General features: G+C 41.1%; 15 protein-coding genes. 9 read left to right on the top strand and 6 right to left on the bottom strand.

Going from position 1 to position 18219, the window contains the following annotated elements; all coding sequences use genetic code 11:
• The first annotated feature begins 4 nt into the window (after positions 1-4).
• A complete protein-coding gene (locus tag KO530_RS04120) occupies positions 5-1489 on the top strand; it encodes a sodium:solute symporter family protein (protein WP_216047132.1) in 1485 nt (494 codons plus the stop codon).
• A gap of 327 nt (positions 1490-1816) precedes the next feature.
• Here KO530_RS04120 and KO530_RS04115 read toward each other — a convergent pair whose 3' ends face one another.
• Complete coding sequence (locus KO530_RS04115; RefSeq protein ID WP_216047131.1) at positions 1817-2533, bottom strand: PEP-CTERM sorting domain-containing protein; 717 nt, start codon at positions 2531-2533, stop codon at positions 1817-1819.
• A gap of 305 nt (positions 2534-2838) precedes the next feature.
• Here KO530_RS04115 and KO530_RS04110 point away from each other — a divergent pair, with 305 nt between their 5' ends.
• Positions 2839-3021 carry a hypothetical protein gene (locus KO530_RS04110; protein ID WP_216047130.1) on the top strand — a complete coding sequence of 61 codons (183 nt, stop codon included), beginning with the start codon at positions 2839-2841 and terminating at the stop codon, positions 3019-3021.
• 122 nt (positions 3022-3143) lie between these two features.
• Here the strand turns inward: KO530_RS04110 and KO530_RS04105 are convergent, their stop codons facing one another.
• Positions 3144-5570, bottom strand: a complete 2427-nt coding sequence (locus KO530_RS04105) for a TonB-dependent receptor plug domain-containing protein (RefSeq protein WP_216047129.1) — start codon at positions 5568-5570, stop codon at positions 3144-3146.
• Positions 5571-5817: 247 nt separating this feature from the next.
• On the opposite strand from KO530_RS04105, the gene KO530_RS04100 reads away from it, so the two are divergent.
• Complete coding sequence (locus KO530_RS04100) at positions 5818-7131, top strand: aminotransferase class V-fold PLP-dependent enzyme (RefSeq protein ID WP_216047128.1); 1314 nt, start codon at positions 5818-5820, stop codon at positions 7129-7131.
• 132 nt (positions 7132-7263) lie between these two features.
• Here KO530_RS04100 and KO530_RS04095 read toward each other — a convergent pair whose 3' ends face one another.
• Positions 7264-8418, bottom strand: coding sequence for a serine hydrolase domain-containing protein (locus tag KO530_RS04095; RefSeq protein ID WP_216047127.1), 1155 nt, complete (start codon positions 8416-8418; stop codon positions 7264-7266).
• Positions 8419-8650: 232 nt separating this feature from the next.
• Here KO530_RS04095 and KO530_RS04090 point away from each other — a divergent pair, with 232 nt between their 5' ends.
• The 4 genes from KO530_RS04090 (at position 8651) to KO530_RS04075 (ending at position 12477) form a co-directional block, all read left to right on the top strand.
• Positions 8651-9355, top strand: coding sequence for a hypothetical protein (locus tag KO530_RS04090; RefSeq protein ID WP_216047126.1), 705 nt, complete (start codon positions 8651-8653; stop codon positions 9353-9355).
• A gap of 170 nt (positions 9356-9525) precedes the next feature.
• On the top strand, positions 9526-10770 hold the full coding sequence (locus KO530_RS04085; protein ID WP_216047125.1) for an aspartyl protease family protein: 1245 nt from the start codon (positions 9526-9528) through the stop codon (positions 10768-10770).
• Between the two features lie 19 nt (positions 10771-10789).
• Positions 10790-11596, top strand: coding sequence for an SDR family oxidoreductase (locus KO530_RS04080; RefSeq protein WP_216047124.1), 807 nt, complete (start codon positions 10790-10792; stop codon positions 11594-11596).
• A 218-nt stretch (positions 11597-11814) separates the two neighbouring features.
• Positions 11815-12477 (top strand): hypothetical protein, encoded by a 663-nt coding sequence (locus KO530_RS04075; protein ID WP_216047123.1) that lies wholly within the window; start codon positions 11815-11817, stop codon positions 12475-12477.
• Here the strand turns inward: KO530_RS04075 and KO530_RS22090 are convergent.
• Positions 12464-13672 carry a histidine kinase dimerization/phospho-acceptor domain-containing protein gene (locus KO530_RS22090; protein WP_216047122.1) on the bottom strand — a complete coding sequence of 403 codons (1209 nt, stop codon included), beginning with the start codon at positions 13670-13672 and terminating at the stop codon, positions 12464-12466. The genes KO530_RS04075 and KO530_RS22090 overlap by 14 nt on opposite strands.
• Positions 13665-14363, bottom strand: coding sequence for a response regulator transcription factor (locus tag KO530_RS04065; protein ID WP_216047121.1), 699 nt, complete (start codon positions 14361-14363; stop codon positions 13665-13667). The genes KO530_RS22090 and KO530_RS04065 overlap by 8 nt, the downstream gene beginning before the upstream one ends.
• 356 nt (positions 14364-14719) lie before the next feature.
• Between KO530_RS04065 and KO530_RS04060 the strand changes: the two genes are divergently transcribed.
• Positions 14720-16150, top strand: a complete 1431-nt coding sequence (locus KO530_RS04060; RefSeq protein ID WP_216047120.1) for a hypothetical protein — start codon at positions 14720-14722, stop codon at positions 16148-16150.
• A gap of 130 nt (positions 16151-16280) precedes the next feature.
• Entirely contained in the window at positions 16281-17573 is a 1293-nt protein-coding gene (locus KO530_RS04055; protein WP_216047119.1) for a M24 family metallopeptidase, read from the top strand.
• Here the strand turns inward: KO530_RS04055 and KO530_RS04050 are convergent.
• A complete protein-coding gene (locus tag KO530_RS04050; protein ID WP_252728821.1) occupies positions 17566-18168 on the bottom strand; it encodes a TetR/AcrR family transcriptional regulator in 603 nt (200 codons plus the stop codon). The genes KO530_RS04055 and KO530_RS04050 overlap by 8 nt on opposite strands.
• Between the last annotated feature and the right edge of the window lie 51 nt (positions 18169-18219).

Here is an 18219-nt window from a genome sequence, read left to right as displayed (position 1 = left end):
ATCCGTGAATATAACCCTAATTATCTGTGTGCTTGCTTATGAACTGATTCTAATTGGTGGAGTCGGTTATTACGTATCAAGGCAATCTAAAAAGAGCACTGTTGCCCATGATGCCGAGTTTACTCATGGCGGACGCCAGTTAGGCGTCACTGTGATTGCCGCCACTTTGGCTCTTACTGTGCTAGGTACGCCGCATATTATGGGCATTTTCGAACTGTCATGGGATATGGGAGCGACCTCGTTGTGGTTCTCAATAGCACACGTCATTTTGTTGGTGATAGTTTGTTTGAGTACCGGCCTGTGGATGCGTCGCACTGGGGTGAATTCTGTACCTCAATTGCTCGAAGATTTGTATAACCCAGGGATTCGAGTGGTGGTGGGCTGCGTGATGGCTGGCTCCATTTTTGGCGTATTAACCTTAGAAACCCAAGGTCTGGCGATTTTGCTCTCGGCTATGACTGGGTGGAATGTGCAATACAGCGCAATCGCTGGTGGAGTATTAGGGATACTCTACGTGGTGTTAGCGGGTATAAAAGAGGTGGGTTGGATAAATGTGGTAAACGCCATCCTCATGTATATAGCTGTTATTCTGGCTACCTTATTTATTGCCTTCCAACTTCCAAACAACGATTTTAGTTCGGTTGCCGATTTTTATGTCAGCAGCGGTAACGAAGAAGCCTTGTCGGTGTTTGGAAATCCACATTTATTATGGACATTCGCGTTTGGTTTGGTTGTTGCGTTGGTATTTAGCCAACCGGCCAATCAGCCCCTATTGCAAGTTTGCATGAGTGCAAAAGATGAAAAAACCATCGTTAAAGCACTTTGGATTGCTGCGCCTATTAACGGCATGTTTGGGGTTTTCATTTGCGTGATAGGCCTAACGGCTAAATCAATTCCAGAATTTGCAGCCTTGGGTCCGAAGACAGCGGCCACGACCATGTTGGTTAATATGCTTCCTGGTTGGTTGGTGATTCTATTACTGGGTTCATTTATGGCGGCAATACTTTCGTCTTTTGCGATGACTGCCTTGGCACCAGCTACCATTTTTAGTAACGATATTTATCGTCGATTTTACCGTCAAGACGCGACAGAAAAAGAAATCGCCAAGGTGACACGAATCGTAATTGTTGTGTTATCCATTATTGCCATTATGGTGGGCTCGTTCTTACCGCAAATATTGGCGTCTGTTGGTTGGGTTCTTGCGTGGTTAATGCCGGTATTGTGGTTGATCGTAAGCGGCTTATTTTGGAAGCGTTCAAGCATAGGTGCGGCAATTACATTAGCTTGTGTGTGGTGCGTTAATACCGTCTGGTCTTTTACCAACCTGCCACAGGTGCTAGGAATGGCAGATATTCCTAACTCTTACATTATGCTGATTTTGACGGTATTTGTGGGTGTTACTACTAACTTACTGTGCCCTGGTAAAGATAAGTATTTCAATTCAGTGGAATATAACGCGCAAGTTGTTGCAAATAGTAAAACAAATTGAAAAAGGAAGTAACATGTTCTGGCATATTTTTTTACAAGTATTTATCATCATAATAACAATCATGTTAATAGGTTATGCTTTTTACCGAATTTTTTATGCGGGTAAGTGGTAATAACCGATTAAAAATAAACGAGGGTAATATCATGCAAGAATTCGAAATCACTCATTTTTGGATGTTAGGTGTAATGTGCGTTATGTTTATATTTTTAGGCGCGGCACTTATTGGGCATTATCACAATCAACCACGTTAAACTTTATTTCTGTTCATTCAATATAATAAAAAGGGTCAGTATGGGTTTCACACTGACCCTTTTTGTTTTTAGCTATTTAAGATTTGCGGCGACGCAAACCCATAGCGAACATGCCTAAACCAAGCAGTGCAATTGCGCCTGGTTCAGATACCACACCATAAGTTAGGTTGTCATAACGCACATCAAATGAATTTCCATCATTCTTAGCGTTCAAAATAATATCACCAAATGAGCTTGTACCAGATGCTGTTTCTGAGTACACCATAGTGCCATTAACAAAATACTGCACTCCGTTATTCGCAGCTTTGTACGCAATCGTGTTGAATTCATCTAGATTAAAAAGCGTTGATAGGTCAACCCACGCGTTATCCCATATTGCTAAACCAGCGCTAGGATCGGTAACTCCGGGTCCTTGAAATTCTAAAATGGGGTAGCTAGATATATCATTCGCATTATTTTTGCCAACTCCCCACATACCAGCGAAACGCTCGCTATTAGACCACGCCGAATCAATGTACATATCAACTGATACGAAGTTTGAGCCAGTAGTGTCGATTTTCATACCTTGAGTATCGTAAAATGCACTGGGTCCAGTACCAAAAGTTGAACCATCAATACTCATCACAAGTTCATTATTTATAATTTGGAATCCCGCTGGCGCAGCACGGTCTACAGAAAAATCTGCCAATGAGTCGCCATTATCAAAAGTTTTAGTGACCAATGTTGCTTGACTAGACATTGTCATAAACGCCGAACCTAAAACTGCTAATTTCATTAATTTAGAAAAATTCATAATACTTCCTTTTTAATTTAGATTTTCACAAATTTTTAAATTTGCACTCTGGTTTGTGCATATTCCAAGCCAAAATAAAATATTATTAATATTCAGTAGCTTAATTTTAATTTGTTATTTAAATGTTAATTTTTTTGACAGTTTATAGGAGCGTTAGGGAATAAAAATATGCAGAGTTAACTCAACTCGAGAGCATTGAGTTTGTTAACGTTATCGTCTTTGCTGAACAGAAAAAATCCTAGATTGTCTTATACTATTAAGCACAATGTTGTGAGTAATTAACTTACTCTAATGTGAGTGTGACTATGAATCTGAGACAAATAAAAAAGCAGAAAAAAAGCATACAAAAGGTGGAAGATGCAGTTGATGTTAGTTCTTCACCTTGTGATATGGCAAGGTTTGCTGATTATTTTTTGGGTTTGGATAAAGAACCTAAAAAACCGATAGAAGCGAAACTGCCCATCAAACACCAAGAAGAGCCAGATTAGTCATCTGCTATGCTGATTTGTTTAATACCTTTTATTGTTAATACTGCTAGCCGCAAACAAAAAACCAGTGCTGCAAGAACACTGGTTTATATGTATACAAAGTTTACAAAAACCTACTAGCTTTAAAGTTGAAACGATGCACGAATGTATAGATTGCGCCCATCGGTATCGTATGGAGCGTTACGGGAATATATTAAGCCTCGGTTTGCTTGATAAACCGCTTCTTGTGGATATGAGTCAAAAATATTCTCTGCCCCAAAGTTTAACGTCAGTTTTTCACTCACATTATAAGAGGCCGATAGATCAGTGAAAAACTCGCCATCAAAATCTTGGAAAACGTCTCCATCACTGTTCCCTGAATAGTCAGTCCAAGAGCCGTAGTAGCGAACTCGCGCCATCACACTAACGACGTCCATTTGATAATTTAGGCTAAGGTTCGCGGTATTTTGCGGCAGGATATTTTCGAAACGGTTACGGGTGGTGTCGTTGCCAACTAGACTTCCATTAAGTACTTCAGTTTTGTTGTGATTCAGCGCTGAGGTTACCGATAAAACACCTTGGTTTAGATCAGTGGTATAACCTATTACTACATCTATCCCTGTGGTGCGCGTATCAAAGTCATTTTGATAAAAGTTAACGCGGGTAATACTCTCGCCACCCGGTACACCTAAAGATGCAAATTGTATTCTTTCCTCATCGCTTACCGTGTAAGTAGAAGAGGTGCTCAAGCGATTATCTACATCTACTCGATAGAAATCTAATGATGAGTGAAAGCCGCTGTCATGACGATAAACTATTCCTGCGCTCAGATTGTTTGATTCTTCCGCTTCAAGGGGGTTGATTGTCACGTCTTCACGTTGTGACAATACCGCTGCCACATCACCTTCAGGTGAAAAACGTCCGGTTGTGAAAATATTTAGGGTATTGGTGTCTAGTCCTTGGGAAGTACGCTCACTAAATAGTTGCCCTGGTGTAGGCGCTTTGAATCCTGTGGATACAGTTCCTCTAAGCGCTAAGTCACTATTGATTTCATAGCGCGCAGAGAGTTTACCGGTCAATTTACCGTTGCCATATTCTGAATATTTTTCATAGCGTGTGGCTAAGCCAATCGTTAATAGTTCGCTTATTGGTAAATCTATATCCACATAAACTGATTGGCTATTTTGACTGGATTCTCCTGATTGATTTGGCGAAAATCCTGGGAAACCATTTGATCCAGACGGCAAACCCACAACTGCTCCTGGGCCTATTTCATAAGAGGCCAAATCACCGGGTTTTATTTCATAAGTTTCTTTACGATATTCTGCGCCAAATGCAATATTCGCTGCGTCATTTAACATGGATGAAGCCCATAGATAATTAAAATCGGCATTAACGTTGGTTTCGGTTTGATTTAATTCACCAATATAGAAATCGGTTGGACTTGCTGGGCCTAGCGAGGCATTAATACTATTGGACATGTTATATTCGATACGGTTTTGTCCAAAACCGACACTAAGATCCCAATCAATATCGTTAGATAAAGTGCCCTTGATTCCAAGATTAACTGAGTGGTCGCTATCTTCATGACCAAACTGGGGAGAAAAGCCGGCAGGATAGGTTTCCCTTAGATCAAAGTCAGGAAAGACATCAGTTAAATTAAAAGCGCTGGTGCTGTCTGGATTACGCCAGTTAAAATCAGTTAGGCCTTCTCCTTGGCCGAAAGTAGCAAACAAATAGGCCATGCCGATTTGGGTATCTAAACCTGAATTCAATGCAATTCTTAGGGTTTCTGTTTCTGGCTGTCCCCAGTTTTGCACGGGATTAGGTACGTCAACTTCAGGATGGTCGGCTGCAAACTGAATGGCATCAGGTCGCTGTCGACTTCGAGAGGTTTTTTGAGCATCTGCATATTCAAAACTTACTGTAACAAAACCGTCGTCGCCTAATTCCATTCCGCCTTTGATACCAGTCCTGATATTTTCACCGTCTCCTTCGGCATATTCTGAATATTGCACAAAACCTTCAAGTCCTAGGCTATCATCCAATATGATGTTAATTACCCCTGCAATCGCATCAGAGCCGTATTGGGCCGATGCACCGTCGCGTAAAACCTCAATGCGTTTAATTGCTGAAGCAGGTATCTGCGATAGGTCGGGAGCCTGAGCGCCATTACCGCCTAAAAGGGCTGAACGGTGGCGGCGTTTACCATTGATCAAGACTAAGGTGTGATCCGCTGATAATCCACGCAAGGAGGCTGGGCGAACAAATACCTGACCATCGGCCATTGGTAACCTTTGAACTTTATAAGAAGGCACTAACTGGGCTAGGGTATCTGACAAGTCTTCTGATACTGTTCCCATAAGCTCATCTGCAGCAATTAGATCGATAGGAGCACTAGAATCAAATACGGTTTTTTCGGAAGAACGAGTTCCAGTAACAATGATACTCTCTAAGTTGTTACTCGCAGCATCATCGGGCGTTTGTTGAGCCTGACTTAAAGAGGGAAGAATGGCACTAACACTGCAAACAAAACATACAGAACGAGAAACCTTTGATAACGCAAACATAAATTAAACCCTAGAATTATTTAAATGTGAATGATGAAGGGCGCTACTGTTGCACGTTAAAATGACAAAGCGGTTAAGGAAAAATGGCAGTTTTATTTATCCTTTCCATTTGATTTTATTAGGTTTTATCTTTCGGTAAAATAAACTCTCGCAGATCAAATATCGATTACAGATTCCTTATTTTATTAAAATGTCATAAATTACCTTTACCCTAATTTTCGAATTGAAATGAATAAGCAGCCCTCATATGAACCACTCTAAATTTTCCTTAACTCGTCGTAATTTATTAACTGGAGTTGCCACAACGGCTGCTCTTTCCTCATTTGGCGTTGCTGCTGAAAAAGAATCTTCGAGGTTAATATTGCCTAAAGCAACTCATGGTTCTGCGCAAAGTTTAGCCGCTGACGAAGGGTTCTGGGCTGAGGTCGCCACTTATTATGATCGAACACAGGGAATCGTTAATCTAGAGCACGGTTATTGGGGAAAAATGGCTAAGCCAGTCATTGAGGCTTACCAACGCGCCACTAAGATGGTCAACGATCAAAACTCGTTTTACGCCCGCAAAGATTTTCCTGGTGATATCCGCCATGCCATGAGTCGAGTGGCTCATGCCCTTGGTGCCCAAGATGGTGAAATCGTTTTGACCCGCAATGCCACTGAGGCTATCCATAATCTGATTCGTCAATATCAAGGATTAAATGTTGGAGACGGGGTGTTGTTTGCAGACAGTGATTATCCTAGTTTTAAAACAACCATGAAATGGTTGGAGCAGGATCAAGGGGTGGAAAGCATAGAGGTAATCACACCGAGTCTGGCTGACCAACAACAATTATTGCAAGCCTATATTGCCGCTTTCGATAAGCACCCTAATATTAAACTGATGTTACTCACCCATGTGAGTAATCAACATGGATTAGTCTTTCCTGTGGTTGAAATTGTCGAAGAAGCTAAAAAGCGGGGAATTGATGTTATTTGTGATTGTGCACAATCGTGGGGGTTAATTGATTATAAAATCTCTGATCTAAACGTCAATTGGGCAGGATTTAATTTACATAAGTGGATAGGTTCTCCGGTAGGAGTAGGGGCTTTGTACATGCGAAAAGGAGCGCTGGATAAAATTGCGCCTTATCCTGGCGAGTCCGATCCGAATAACAATCGAGCTTACACCCGCGTGCATACGGCCACTGCGAACTTTGCGGCTTTCTTGGCAGTACCTGCCGCACTGGATTTTCATCAGGCCATTGGCGGCGAAAATAAACAAGCACGACTCAAATATTTGCGAGATTTGTGGTTTTCAGAAGCCCAGTCAATGAGCCATATCGAGGTGTTAGGTGGAAAAGACAGTATGTCATCCACAGGCATGAGTTCATTTCGGATGAAAGGAAAAACCACAGTCGATGATGCGAATCAACTGCAACAACGCTTGGAAAACGATTTTGGTATTTTTACGGTTATCCGAAAGGGCTTAGATTCTGGTGCATGTGTCCGTATTACGCCCCAAGTATTTACCAGTGCTGATGAAATTCAACAATTAGTGGAGAGTTTAAAGAAGCTAGCTTAATAGGAAAATAAAAAAGAGGCGTTGTGACATCCTAAGAGACTTAGGGTACAAGGATTTAAACGTACTTCTAATTGCTGAAAACAAGTGGGCCAGAGAGAAGCTGTACTTTCTCTCTGGCTTTTTTCATCGTGTTTACAGAATAGTTTGCAATACTTTTTGAACAACTATGTTGCTTTGTTCAGCACAGACATCATAACCATTGCAATTAAAAAAGACGGTGAAAGCAATATCGTCTTCCAATATATAAAAGGTTTCTGTTTTATAACCAGGTTCGTCTCCGCCGTGGTGGTATACAGTTTTAGCGTTGGACATTTCTTTGAAAATACCCAAACCATACTCTAGGGTGTTCGAAGCTTGTACCATACTTTCAGGTGAGGTGATTAACGCTCTCACATCGCTGGCGACAACAGAGTCCTCATCTACTATGGATTTCAGTAATAAAGAAATATCGCTGACTGAACTCACTAATGGCGCATCAGAAACCCCAATGTTTTCGTACACGGGTTTGGCATTTTCCAATACGCCGTCAATGTTGACGTATCCAGATATAATAGTGCCCAAATTTTTTTCTAAACCATTGTAGTAGGTACTATTTAATCCAAGGGGAAGAATAACCCGATTGCGCATTTCGGTATAATGATGTTCGCCCAATACTTCATCTAAAATAAGCCCTGCAAGCAAATAGCCAGTATTCGAATAATGAAAATCAGTGCCTGGCATAAAATAAGCCGGCTGATCTAGTGCAAATTGCAATGCATAGATATCGGTTTTGAGTGAGCTAGGGTCGCTCATTATTGTCGAGTACCAATGTGCTTGAGTCGCAGAGTCTAAATAGTCATAAACACCAGCGCTGTGGTTCAACAACTGACGCAACGTCATACTGCGACTATTTTCGATTCGATCTAGAATTTCATCGGGCAGCCAAGTATCGATAGTATCGTCAATATTTAAAACTCCGTCGTTATGTAACATCGCTACGAGCAACGCTGTGGCTTTTTTACCCGCGCTGCCATTGGGCATGACATGATCTATTTGCATGGGGGTTTGCTGTTGTATGTCGGCTAAGCCAGCGCTGCCGATGAAGTCTATTTCTGGTCCTTCAATGGACATTATTACGCCTGGGATACCCTGTTCGACGGCATCGTCTAGAAATTCCTGGTAATCCACCTCTTGGGCAACAGGTGGTGAAATAGTTGTGTTGTCATTGCTGCTAGAGCCACATGCGCCTAATAGCAATATGGCAGTCGCGCTAGTCAATAAATAGTTGATTTTTCGAAATGTAGTCATTGTTAGTACCTTTATGCGTTGTCTGAAAGTGAGCTTAAAAGTAACGGGTGGGAGGTGAACTAGAAGTGAAATTAAGACGGAATTATGTACTAAGGCAACGTTTATTCCTTGCAAACTAGTTTAATAAGCCGCTCTGCAAACAGCCGACATTGTTTTGATTAATTTCACCCTGCTTTTACCTTGCCGTTGTAAAAATGCCCCCACTGAATCAACTATAAACAGGCATTAACAGATGAAAAAACAACTCTCAATATTAGCGTTACTTTTTATACCCACCCACCTATTCGCAAATACCTTAAGCGATGCAAACCCGGTAATGCGCAATTTAACCCTGAATGACAACGAAATACTGATTGGATTAGGGGCATCCTACGGTACAGGTTATGGGGAAAATGATGTTCAACCCTTGTTCTCACTTGCCTACGGTGTTACTGACAATTTAACCATTGGCCCAGCAGGAGTAAGGTATGCTGTTTGGCAACGCCCTGAAGCGAATACCGGTTGGGAAATTACCATTGATGGTGGCTTGATGGGGCTATATGAGTCTGCAGAATATGATGATAGTTATGCACTCGGGGGAGGACTAAGCAGTAAATACGTCATATCTAAAGACTTTTCCATTGGTGCATCGGCCCACTATTTACATTGGAATGAAGATAAGCGTGATAATAAAACTGAGTTCAGAGGCGAGTTGTCAGCAATGTGGCGGGTAAACAGTGACCTGACATTGTATGGCAGTGGTATGTATCGAGAGCTCAAAGACTTTGCCCAAGATAATGCTTACGCCCTATCGACGGGACTAATTTGGAACCCATCCAAACAAATGGATGTAATCCTTTATTTTACCTACACGGATTTCGATTCGTTGCAAAACGGTTATGACATTGACGCGCATTTTAAACGTCAATATGGCCTTAAAGTCATCTATCGCTTCTAACTAAAAGGTTGTTTAACGCAAGTTTATCATCGATGCCGTTCCCGTCGCGATCGGTGATGGACTTGCTAAACATCGTGGACATTTTTTGGCGGCGCTAGCGCCGTATCGCGCATCTTTGATAAGCAGGAAGTTGCTAGCATTAGGTCGCATATTTTAATCTAGGAGGTATTATGAAGTACCACATCAATATAATCATTTTGCTAGTCGTGTTTGGCTTGTTGTTGAGCGGCTGTTCCTTAGTGAATAGTCTTCGAATGATGCATGCCAATGACGATATTGAGCCTAATTGGCCGTGCCCAAAAAACGATCAAGTTTTACCTGCAATCTATATTGGTGAAAAACCCTATGTGCGTTTGTTAGTAAATGACTCAACAGAGCTGCTGTTTTTAATTGACACAGGGGCTTCTTTCAGCATGGTTTTTGATACACCAAAAGGGAAATCTCTACTCACTAAAAAAGGTTTTGAACTGAAAATAGCAGGCTGGGGTGAAGGCCAAGATACCCAGGCTTATCAATCTGAACTAGCTAGTTTACATATTGGCGAAGTTGAGTTTGAAAACGTCAAAGTTGCTTACATTCCTATTTCATTAAGCCCTTACTATTTGCGCGAAGATGAGGCGATTTTTGATGGTGTTTTAGGTCACGACATACTCCGACATTTTGCCTGGACCTTGGATAAACAAAAAGCCTTAATAACCGCATCTGCTGAGCCGCAAACCGTACATAAAGGCGATGCTGCTATGCCGATTTCCGTGTCATTTAGCAAGTTAAGCATTGATGCCACTGTGGAGTTTAATCAAAGCACAAAATTGCAACGAGAAGTATTGATAGATACGGGGAGCAGGCATTATTTTAAAATGAGTGCGGCCTTCCCAATTGAAAATGATATTGCGCTACCCACTAAAAAAATCATGGCTGCCGATTTTGGAATGAGTGGCATGACCGAACATCAAAGGGTTACGATTCCTGCAATACATTTTCAGTCATTACAGATAAACGGAGTAAAAACCAATCTAATCCCAAGCGATGATGAAGACGACTGGTGGGTGATTGGTAGCGCACTAATGAATCAATTTATTACCGTGATTGACTATCACAATCATCAATTCATTATGCGAGCTTATCCTCAGCATGTTTTCGCTTCACGATATAATTTAGCTGGCGTGGAGTTGCGAAAATTACAAAACGGAAATTTCGTAGTACGCTATGTCACAGCAGGACTTCCCGCTGAAGTTTCTGGATTACAAGCCGGGGATGAAATTATCAGTATCAATCAAATACCAGCGACACAGATTTCAGAACAGCAATGGATTGAACTCAATGCAACCCCCGGAAGCAGACAGATGTGTGTTAGAAACCGAGATTGTATTTCCTATGTCAGTCAACATATTTTAGGTTATTCTTCCCACATGTAAGCGTGATTAAGGAAAAGATATGAGTCGACTAAAAGATAAAGTTGCCCTGATAACCGGAGGAGCCCAAGGTATTGGATTAGCCACTGCTCAGGCTTTCGTCGACGCTGGCGCTAGGGTCTATATTGCCGATATTGAGGATGATATCGGCCGAAAGGCGGCTGAGATGCTTGGCACCAACGCGGAATACTTATCTCTGGATGTTGGTGAGGAGACCCAATGGAAAGAGACTACAGCTTTACTTTTACAAAAGCATGAATGTCTTGATATTGTTGTCAATAATGCGGGAGTCACTGGGTTTACAGAGACCTCCACGCCTCAGGATCCGGAACATTTTGAGCTAGCGGCTTGGCACAGTGTGCATAAAACCAATTTAGACGGTGTTAGTTTGGGCTGCAAATATGCCATTGCCATGTTAAAAAATGCCAAGTCAGCGAGTATTGTGAATATTTCTTCTCGTTCTGGCATGGTTGGCATTCCTGGCGCAGCGGCCTATGCCAGTAGTAAAGCTGCAGTGAGAAACCATAGTAAAACAGTTGCCCTGTATTGTGCGCAACAAGGTTACCCTATTCGCTGTAATTCGGTACATCCTGGGGCAATATTAACCCCCATGTGGAATGCAATGCTAGGCGAAGGAGAGCAGCGCAAGGCCGCTATAGATATGGTCGCACAAGATATTCCATTGCAAACCATGGGCACGCCGGAAGACGTTGCTTATGCGGTACTTTACCTAGCGTCTGATGAGGCTAAGTATGTGACTGGTATCGAATTGACAGTGGATGGCGGTATTTTGGCCGGTGCCACTGCAGCACCTAAAAAATCAAGCTAACAAAATTTGATAATAACTGAAACAGGCATTCACCAGTCATATAGCAGATAACAATAAAAAGCCTAATTGTGTAATCAATGAATATGTAAATTTAAACACATTTTGAATTACTTTTTAGTAAGCCACTAACCTTACCCAAGACTTGGCCGATGGTTATTTGTGCTATATTCTCGCTTCATCAATAATGATCATAAACTCAGCATTGTGGAAACTGACGAGTGAAAACTCAAATTAATTTAGCGGCAATTGCGTCTTTAACCTGCGCACTATCATTTATCTTTGGATTGACTCTAATATTGGTGTGGGTGCCTGACTTCAATGACGGACCTTCTCAGCGTCTGCAGGTGTTTACCGAGCACCCAATGTTAATGCAATTTTGGTATTTTATTGTATATATTGTTTTCGCGGTGGCCATTTTATTATTGAGCATGCAGATCACGGCTAGAGGCACACTAGAACATTCAAAAATGCATAAACTAACGATGTTAGTCAGCTATATTTGGTCTTCATATATTTTTGCCAGCGGTTTAATTGCAATCCTTTCTATTGAGTTTTTATTCAATGCTTGGTTACCCGCTAAAGGGGAAATTTCGGAAATATGGCAAGATATTTACGCCATTCAAATGGGTTTAGGTGAAGGCGTAGAGTGGGTAGGCGGGATCTGGATGTTAGTCATGACTTTAACCCTCATTGAGCAACGGCGTTTCTCTAGGGTAATTCATGGTTTAGGTTATATTACTGCCGCCTTTGGTTTATTAACCTTGATACCGAGTTTAAGTATAGTCGGCGCACTTTTTGGTGCCCTACAGGTTGTTTGGTTTGTATGTTTAAGCCTTTTACTGTTTAAACAAAATCAACCTGTGGCAATTAGTGAGGGATAACTGTCACTCGATATGAATCATCAAACTGCTCTATGGATAAATCCCAGCCCATCACATTGGCGATTCGATTAACTAAATATTGGCCGTGACCTAACCCTTGATAATAGGGTCTTTCGTCTATTTCACTCAACTCGTTTTCAAAAATTAATTTGTTGCCTTCTGCACTAATTTTCATGCCGCCTTTATAGCCGTGATAGAAACCATTATTGACTAGATTTTGGCAAAGGAGAGAAATTAAATAGTGGTTTCCAGTGACTTTCATAGAAGGAGGAATAGCAATATTGACTTGAAAACCGATGTGCGGATAAATACGGTAGATAGCTAGCACGGTTTTTTCAACAATGGGTAAAATTGCTAGGGACTTGAATTCAAGGTTTTTTTCTCTGGCTAACGCTAATAAAACTTCTACTGTTTGTTTTAATTCATTGCTAGCTTGTTCTAAAATTAAAACTTCTTCTTTATCTAAAGGCGATGTTTTACTCAGCTCCAATGTGTTTTTAATCAGTGTTATTGGGGTTCGTAATTCATGGCTTACGTCACGTGTGAAATCTTGTTCTCGTTTTAGTGCTCTTTGCAACTGTTCAAAGGTTTCAGAAAATGCTACTGCAAGATGGCCAATTTCATCTTCTCGTTCTTTTCCTTGGATTTCACAATCTTGAGTTGATCTGTGGGCGATTACGCTGTTGGTAAGAGATTGTACAGGACGGGAAATCAATGTCGCCAGATACCAAGAACTGAGGAGGGTTAAAACACTAACGCCGATTGAAATGCTAAACAAAAATAGTGGCATGACGCTCGACATATGGGAGGCAGATTCTAACTGTGTTCGATTAAGTAATAAAAACACCTGGGCATTGTTAGCCAAGGGCTGAGATAACAGAAAGCTATCGTTGGATTGATAGTGAATTTTATTGACCCCTTGATTTTGGTCGAATTGCTGTTGGATCTCTGGCGGAAGCTGACTTAGGTCGGAGTATATTGAAATATAGTTAACACTCGTGTCTGGGATAGTCTTGTACTGTTGGTAGATGGAAGCGATATGCAGACCTTCATTACGCAAAATAGTCTCTGCACTGTTCTGTTGAATAATATCGGCAAATAAAAAACTGAGTCGAATAAAAAAAAGACAAATGATTAAACTCAATCCACCAAATGCACAAAACAACTGTAGTTTCAGAGATTTAAATTTAATCATCTAAAGCCTGCAATTGGTAACCTATATTGCTTATAGTGCATAATACCGGCTTGTCTGTGACTTTTTCAAAGGATTTTCGTAAGCCGTAAATATGCGATTTTAAGGCATTGCTCTCAGGAGGTTCATCGCCCCATAAATGACGAATTAATTCGGAACGACTCACGGGGTAAGGGTATTCCTCAACTAACTTTTGTAAAATACGAAAGCCAATACCTGTAGTGGTTAATTCTAAATTGTTAAAGGTGGCTTTATGGGCTCTACTATCAATGCTCAACATGCCTTTTTGCAGCAAAGTTTCACCATGTAGTTGAGGCCTTCGCGCCAATGCCTCACAACGAAGGACGAGTTCTCTTAAATCAAAAGGTTTTGTTAAATAATCATCAGCGCCAATACCAAATCCTTTCGCTTTATCTTCGAATGCATCGCGGGCAGTTAACATTAAAATGGGAATGTTTCGGTCAGCTGTGCGTTTTATTTCATCGCAAACAACCAGACCATCTATATCTGGAAGATTGAGATCCAACACAATTAAATCAAAGTGATGTTGCAGGGCTAAATCTAACCCTTGTTTGCCAAGGGTAGCACAATCAATAATCCAGTTTTGCGCCTCTAAAAAGCCAGCAACCTGTTTCGCAATAGCTAAATTGTCTTCTATCAATAATACCGACAAATTACTTTTATTTTTTGCCATTACCAATCCTACAGGATATATCTTTGCCATATCTGCTTAAGGTAAATACTTCAATAATTCTGCAAATATGGCAAATTTTTATCAATGTTATTTGTTTCGAAACCGCATACTGACATAGACAAGGTCAAACGAGGGTAAAATTTCTGGTTAGCGTGGGTGTCTATGTAATTGCTATGGGTGTCTCAATAACGGACGCTGACATTAACATGGGTGTCTTGATAAGGAGGGGGCTCTATTCCCAGAGGATATAGCTGACTAATTTGTATAAAGCTGCTAGTTTTAGAGTGAAAATAATACAATTTGGCATGAGCCTCGTGGCTAGTCGTCGCTAATGGAAGTGAATTAAGGATGGATTTGTGTTTAATAAAAACAACCCAAAAGAGAGCGGTGGAGAGTTACTTCACAACCACATACCTATTAAGCTCGTAACTGTCCATGGCACTGGAGCGGGCGATATCACTAGCTCAGGAGATAAGTGGTGGCAACTTGGCAGTGTGTTTATGGACGAATTACAAAAACGACTAGACCTGGATCCTAATCAAGTCGAAATAGTACCGTTTCAATGGGAAAATGGTCCTAACAGCGAAGATAAAAGGCGAGATGCAGGCTCTGCACTAGCAAAACAGTTAGCATCCTATGACGAAGCTGAGCAAGATTACTATCTAATTGGACATAGTCATGGGGGCTCGGTTATTTATAATGCCTTGTTGAAATCAGTTGACAATAAAACCCCTTTTAAACGGCTTAAAGTGTGGTGTACCGTTGGCACTCCTTTTCTAGATTACAGACCAAATACGTTTCTATTTCAACGCCTTAGAAGCATAGGATTAACTATTTACACAACGGGTATTGTGTCTTTGGTGTTGGGGTTCTGGATCATGCTTATGGCGTTATTTAAAACTGAAGTTAACCAAAATATAGTAACGCTAGGTCATGCAATGACACTTTATGGAGTGATTACTTATGCTTGCCTGTGGTTATATGAACGTCGGAGAAAAAGTTGGTTTACGAAAAAACAGAAGAAACGAGTAGAAGCGCTGTACAGTAATTTGTGGTGTGGATTGTGGCATAAAGAAGACGAAGCGATTAGCGCACTTAGTAACGTGCAAAATATAAGTGCACCGATTATTCCAAGTACATTTCTACTCCCCGTTGTTGCCAGCTTTCAATTTGGGTTAGTTATTTTGATTGGTTTGATCTTTGCTTTTGATTTGGCTTTTAATAGCGGTGACATGCTCAATTATTTTCTCACATCTGAGGATGGCTCTGAAGGTTTTAGTATTGGCGGTATTACTTTTTCAATTGCATTTGAAATTTTACTTATTTGGATACCGTTAACCTGGGTTCTTACCAAATTATTAAGTTTATTCGCGCATTTGTTTGGTCGACCACTGGCTTTTCTACTGAATAAAGTTGTGTGGGCATCCATTCAAAAACGCGCATGGGGTGATGATTTATTGAAAGAAGATGTCCATGCAATCAGTTCGCACCCTCCTGAATTTGAGCACAAGTGTGATTTTCTTGGTGATTCAATTGCAGATCCGTTACGTCAGCACAGCGAGAAAAATGCGATTAAAACCCTACATAAAGTGCGCTTAGTGTTAGGCATGTCTGAAAATGCCGATGCCACACCAGATATTCGCACCGAATTGAGTGATAGTATCAATTGGCAGGAGTTAATACATACCTCGTATTTTGATGTCCCTGCATTTATTGATTTACTCGCGGAGTCTTTGCAACAGGCAGGGTTAGTTAATGATAATCAAGCAACCTTAGCTGACAAATGACACAGAGGATCTACTCTTGTTTGAAAATTTCCAATACACGTGATGCTGGTTGCATAGTTCAGTCATTATATTTATGCTTCTGCAGGTTAATTTTGTCACAACTAATTGAACCAAAAGGAATAATAAAAAAGTGAAATTAATTAGTGTGTTATTTGTATTGTGGTTGCCGTTTTTTGCATTTGCTCAATTTTCAGACCCATCTCCGTGGCCAGAGATCCGTAAACAGCGAATTGCCACATTGCTGCCATCAGCACTGGCAAAAGCAGAGGTTGATGCTTGGTTGGTGATTTGTCGAGAGAATAACAATGACCCGCTGGCTGACCATGTGGGTTGTGAGAATGCGGGTCAAACTGCAGTGTTTTTATTCTATAACCACAAGAATCAATTCCATTCAATGGCGTTCTCGCCGGCGGGTGAATCTACCGCCCTCAAAGATGTCAATTTATTGGATGAAGTGGTTTCAGTGGAACGAAGTGGATCGGCCATTCAAACCGCTGCGAATTTTATTATCGAAAAGAACTTTGCCAATATCGCAATTAATATGTCGACTAAAAATGCTCAAGCCGATGGAATAAGTTTCACCCAGTATCAACAATTAACCAAAGCTTTAGGCGCGAAGTTTACGCAACGTTTAACCTCAGCTGAAGAGGTCATTTATCAATGGTTGTCCATCAAGCTACCAGCGGAAATTGATATTATGCGCAAGGCTGCAGTGTTGACTGCGCAATGGCAGGTTGAGGCTTATCAGCAAGTTATACCTGGGGTCACCACCGATGCCGATGTTGCTCGTTTTCTTAAAATGAAAATGCGAGAAGCGGGTGTAACAGACGGTTGGGCGGCAGCGCAAAATCCGAATATCAATTCAGGTTCAGATCGTGGACACTCCCACCCAACCGACAAAATTATTCAGCCTGGAGATGTGATTCAAACTGATTTTGGTATTCGTGTTTACGATCGCTGGGTAACTGACATTCAACGCTTTGCTTATGTATTAAAAGACGGTGAAAGTGCTGCGCCAGCTGATATACAACGCTATTGGAAAAATGCTAAACAAGGACAAAATGCCGCGTTTACTGCAATGAAACCTGGTGTTAGAGGGATTGATGTAGATACCGCACAGCGCAAAGTGATGGAAGCCACCGGTTCTATACCATTGATGTGGAGTACCGGGCATCCAGTGGGATATGTTGCCCACGACACTGGACCTAACCTGGGTGGTTCAAGGGCTGTCAGCGTGCGACCCGCTTCTTTACGAACCTTAGCTGAAGGCATGACCTTTGCTTTTGATGGATTTTATAGCTGGTCATTAGACGATGGTCAACCTAAAACCATATCGGTTGAGGAAATGGTACAAATTACCAAAGACGGAGCTGAGTATTTAATTCCTGTGCAACAAGAACTTATATTGATTAAATCTAATTAGTATCAAGGTTCACTTTATGCAGATGCTGGAGGGATTGAGCAACCAGCATCTGCGTACATTCAATACAAGTCTTTAGATCAAATTCAAAATACACGCGATAATAACGCCAGCTAGATGCGCTTAAGTTATAGCGAATATTGGCGGCAGTCCTGACAATTTCTTGTTCCGCAGCATGGGGATAAGCTTCAGTTAGCAGCTGGGTTAATTCAGTCAGTCGTTGTTTTGCCGTGGTTGACAAAATACGTTGAAAAATCTCACCTTTTAACAAAACCAGAACCTGTCTAGGTTGGCTGTCCAGTTTAGTATAAAAATGCGAAATGTAGTCGGGCAGCTGATTTATTGTTGTTGGCAACATGGGCAACGCCAATTGCTGATAAAGCAGTGCTGTGAGTTCATTTAAAAAAGTATCTCGACTCTCAAAGTATCTAAATATTGTGCGCTCAGAAATATTTGCATGTTGAGCAACTTTCTTAAAACTAATTTCATCAACATCTAGTTCATGTGTTAATTCACATGCCGCGTCCAAGATTAGGTTACGGGTAAATTCCATTTTTTTTTGCTGCAAAGTCGTCATCGGATCTAAGTGGTTTGTCATTTATAATGTAATCTTGACATAGGTACTGACATCTGTCTAATATTTATACTG

The sequence above is a fragment of the Aliiglaciecola lipolytica genome (assembly GCF_018860635.1).
GTDB lineage: Bacteria > Pseudomonadota > Gammaproteobacteria > Enterobacterales > Alteromonadaceae > Aliiglaciecola > Aliiglaciecola lipolytica_A.
The sequence above is the reverse complement of the archived record's forward strand: the minus strand, read 5'-3'. Positions and strand labels throughout refer to the sequence as shown.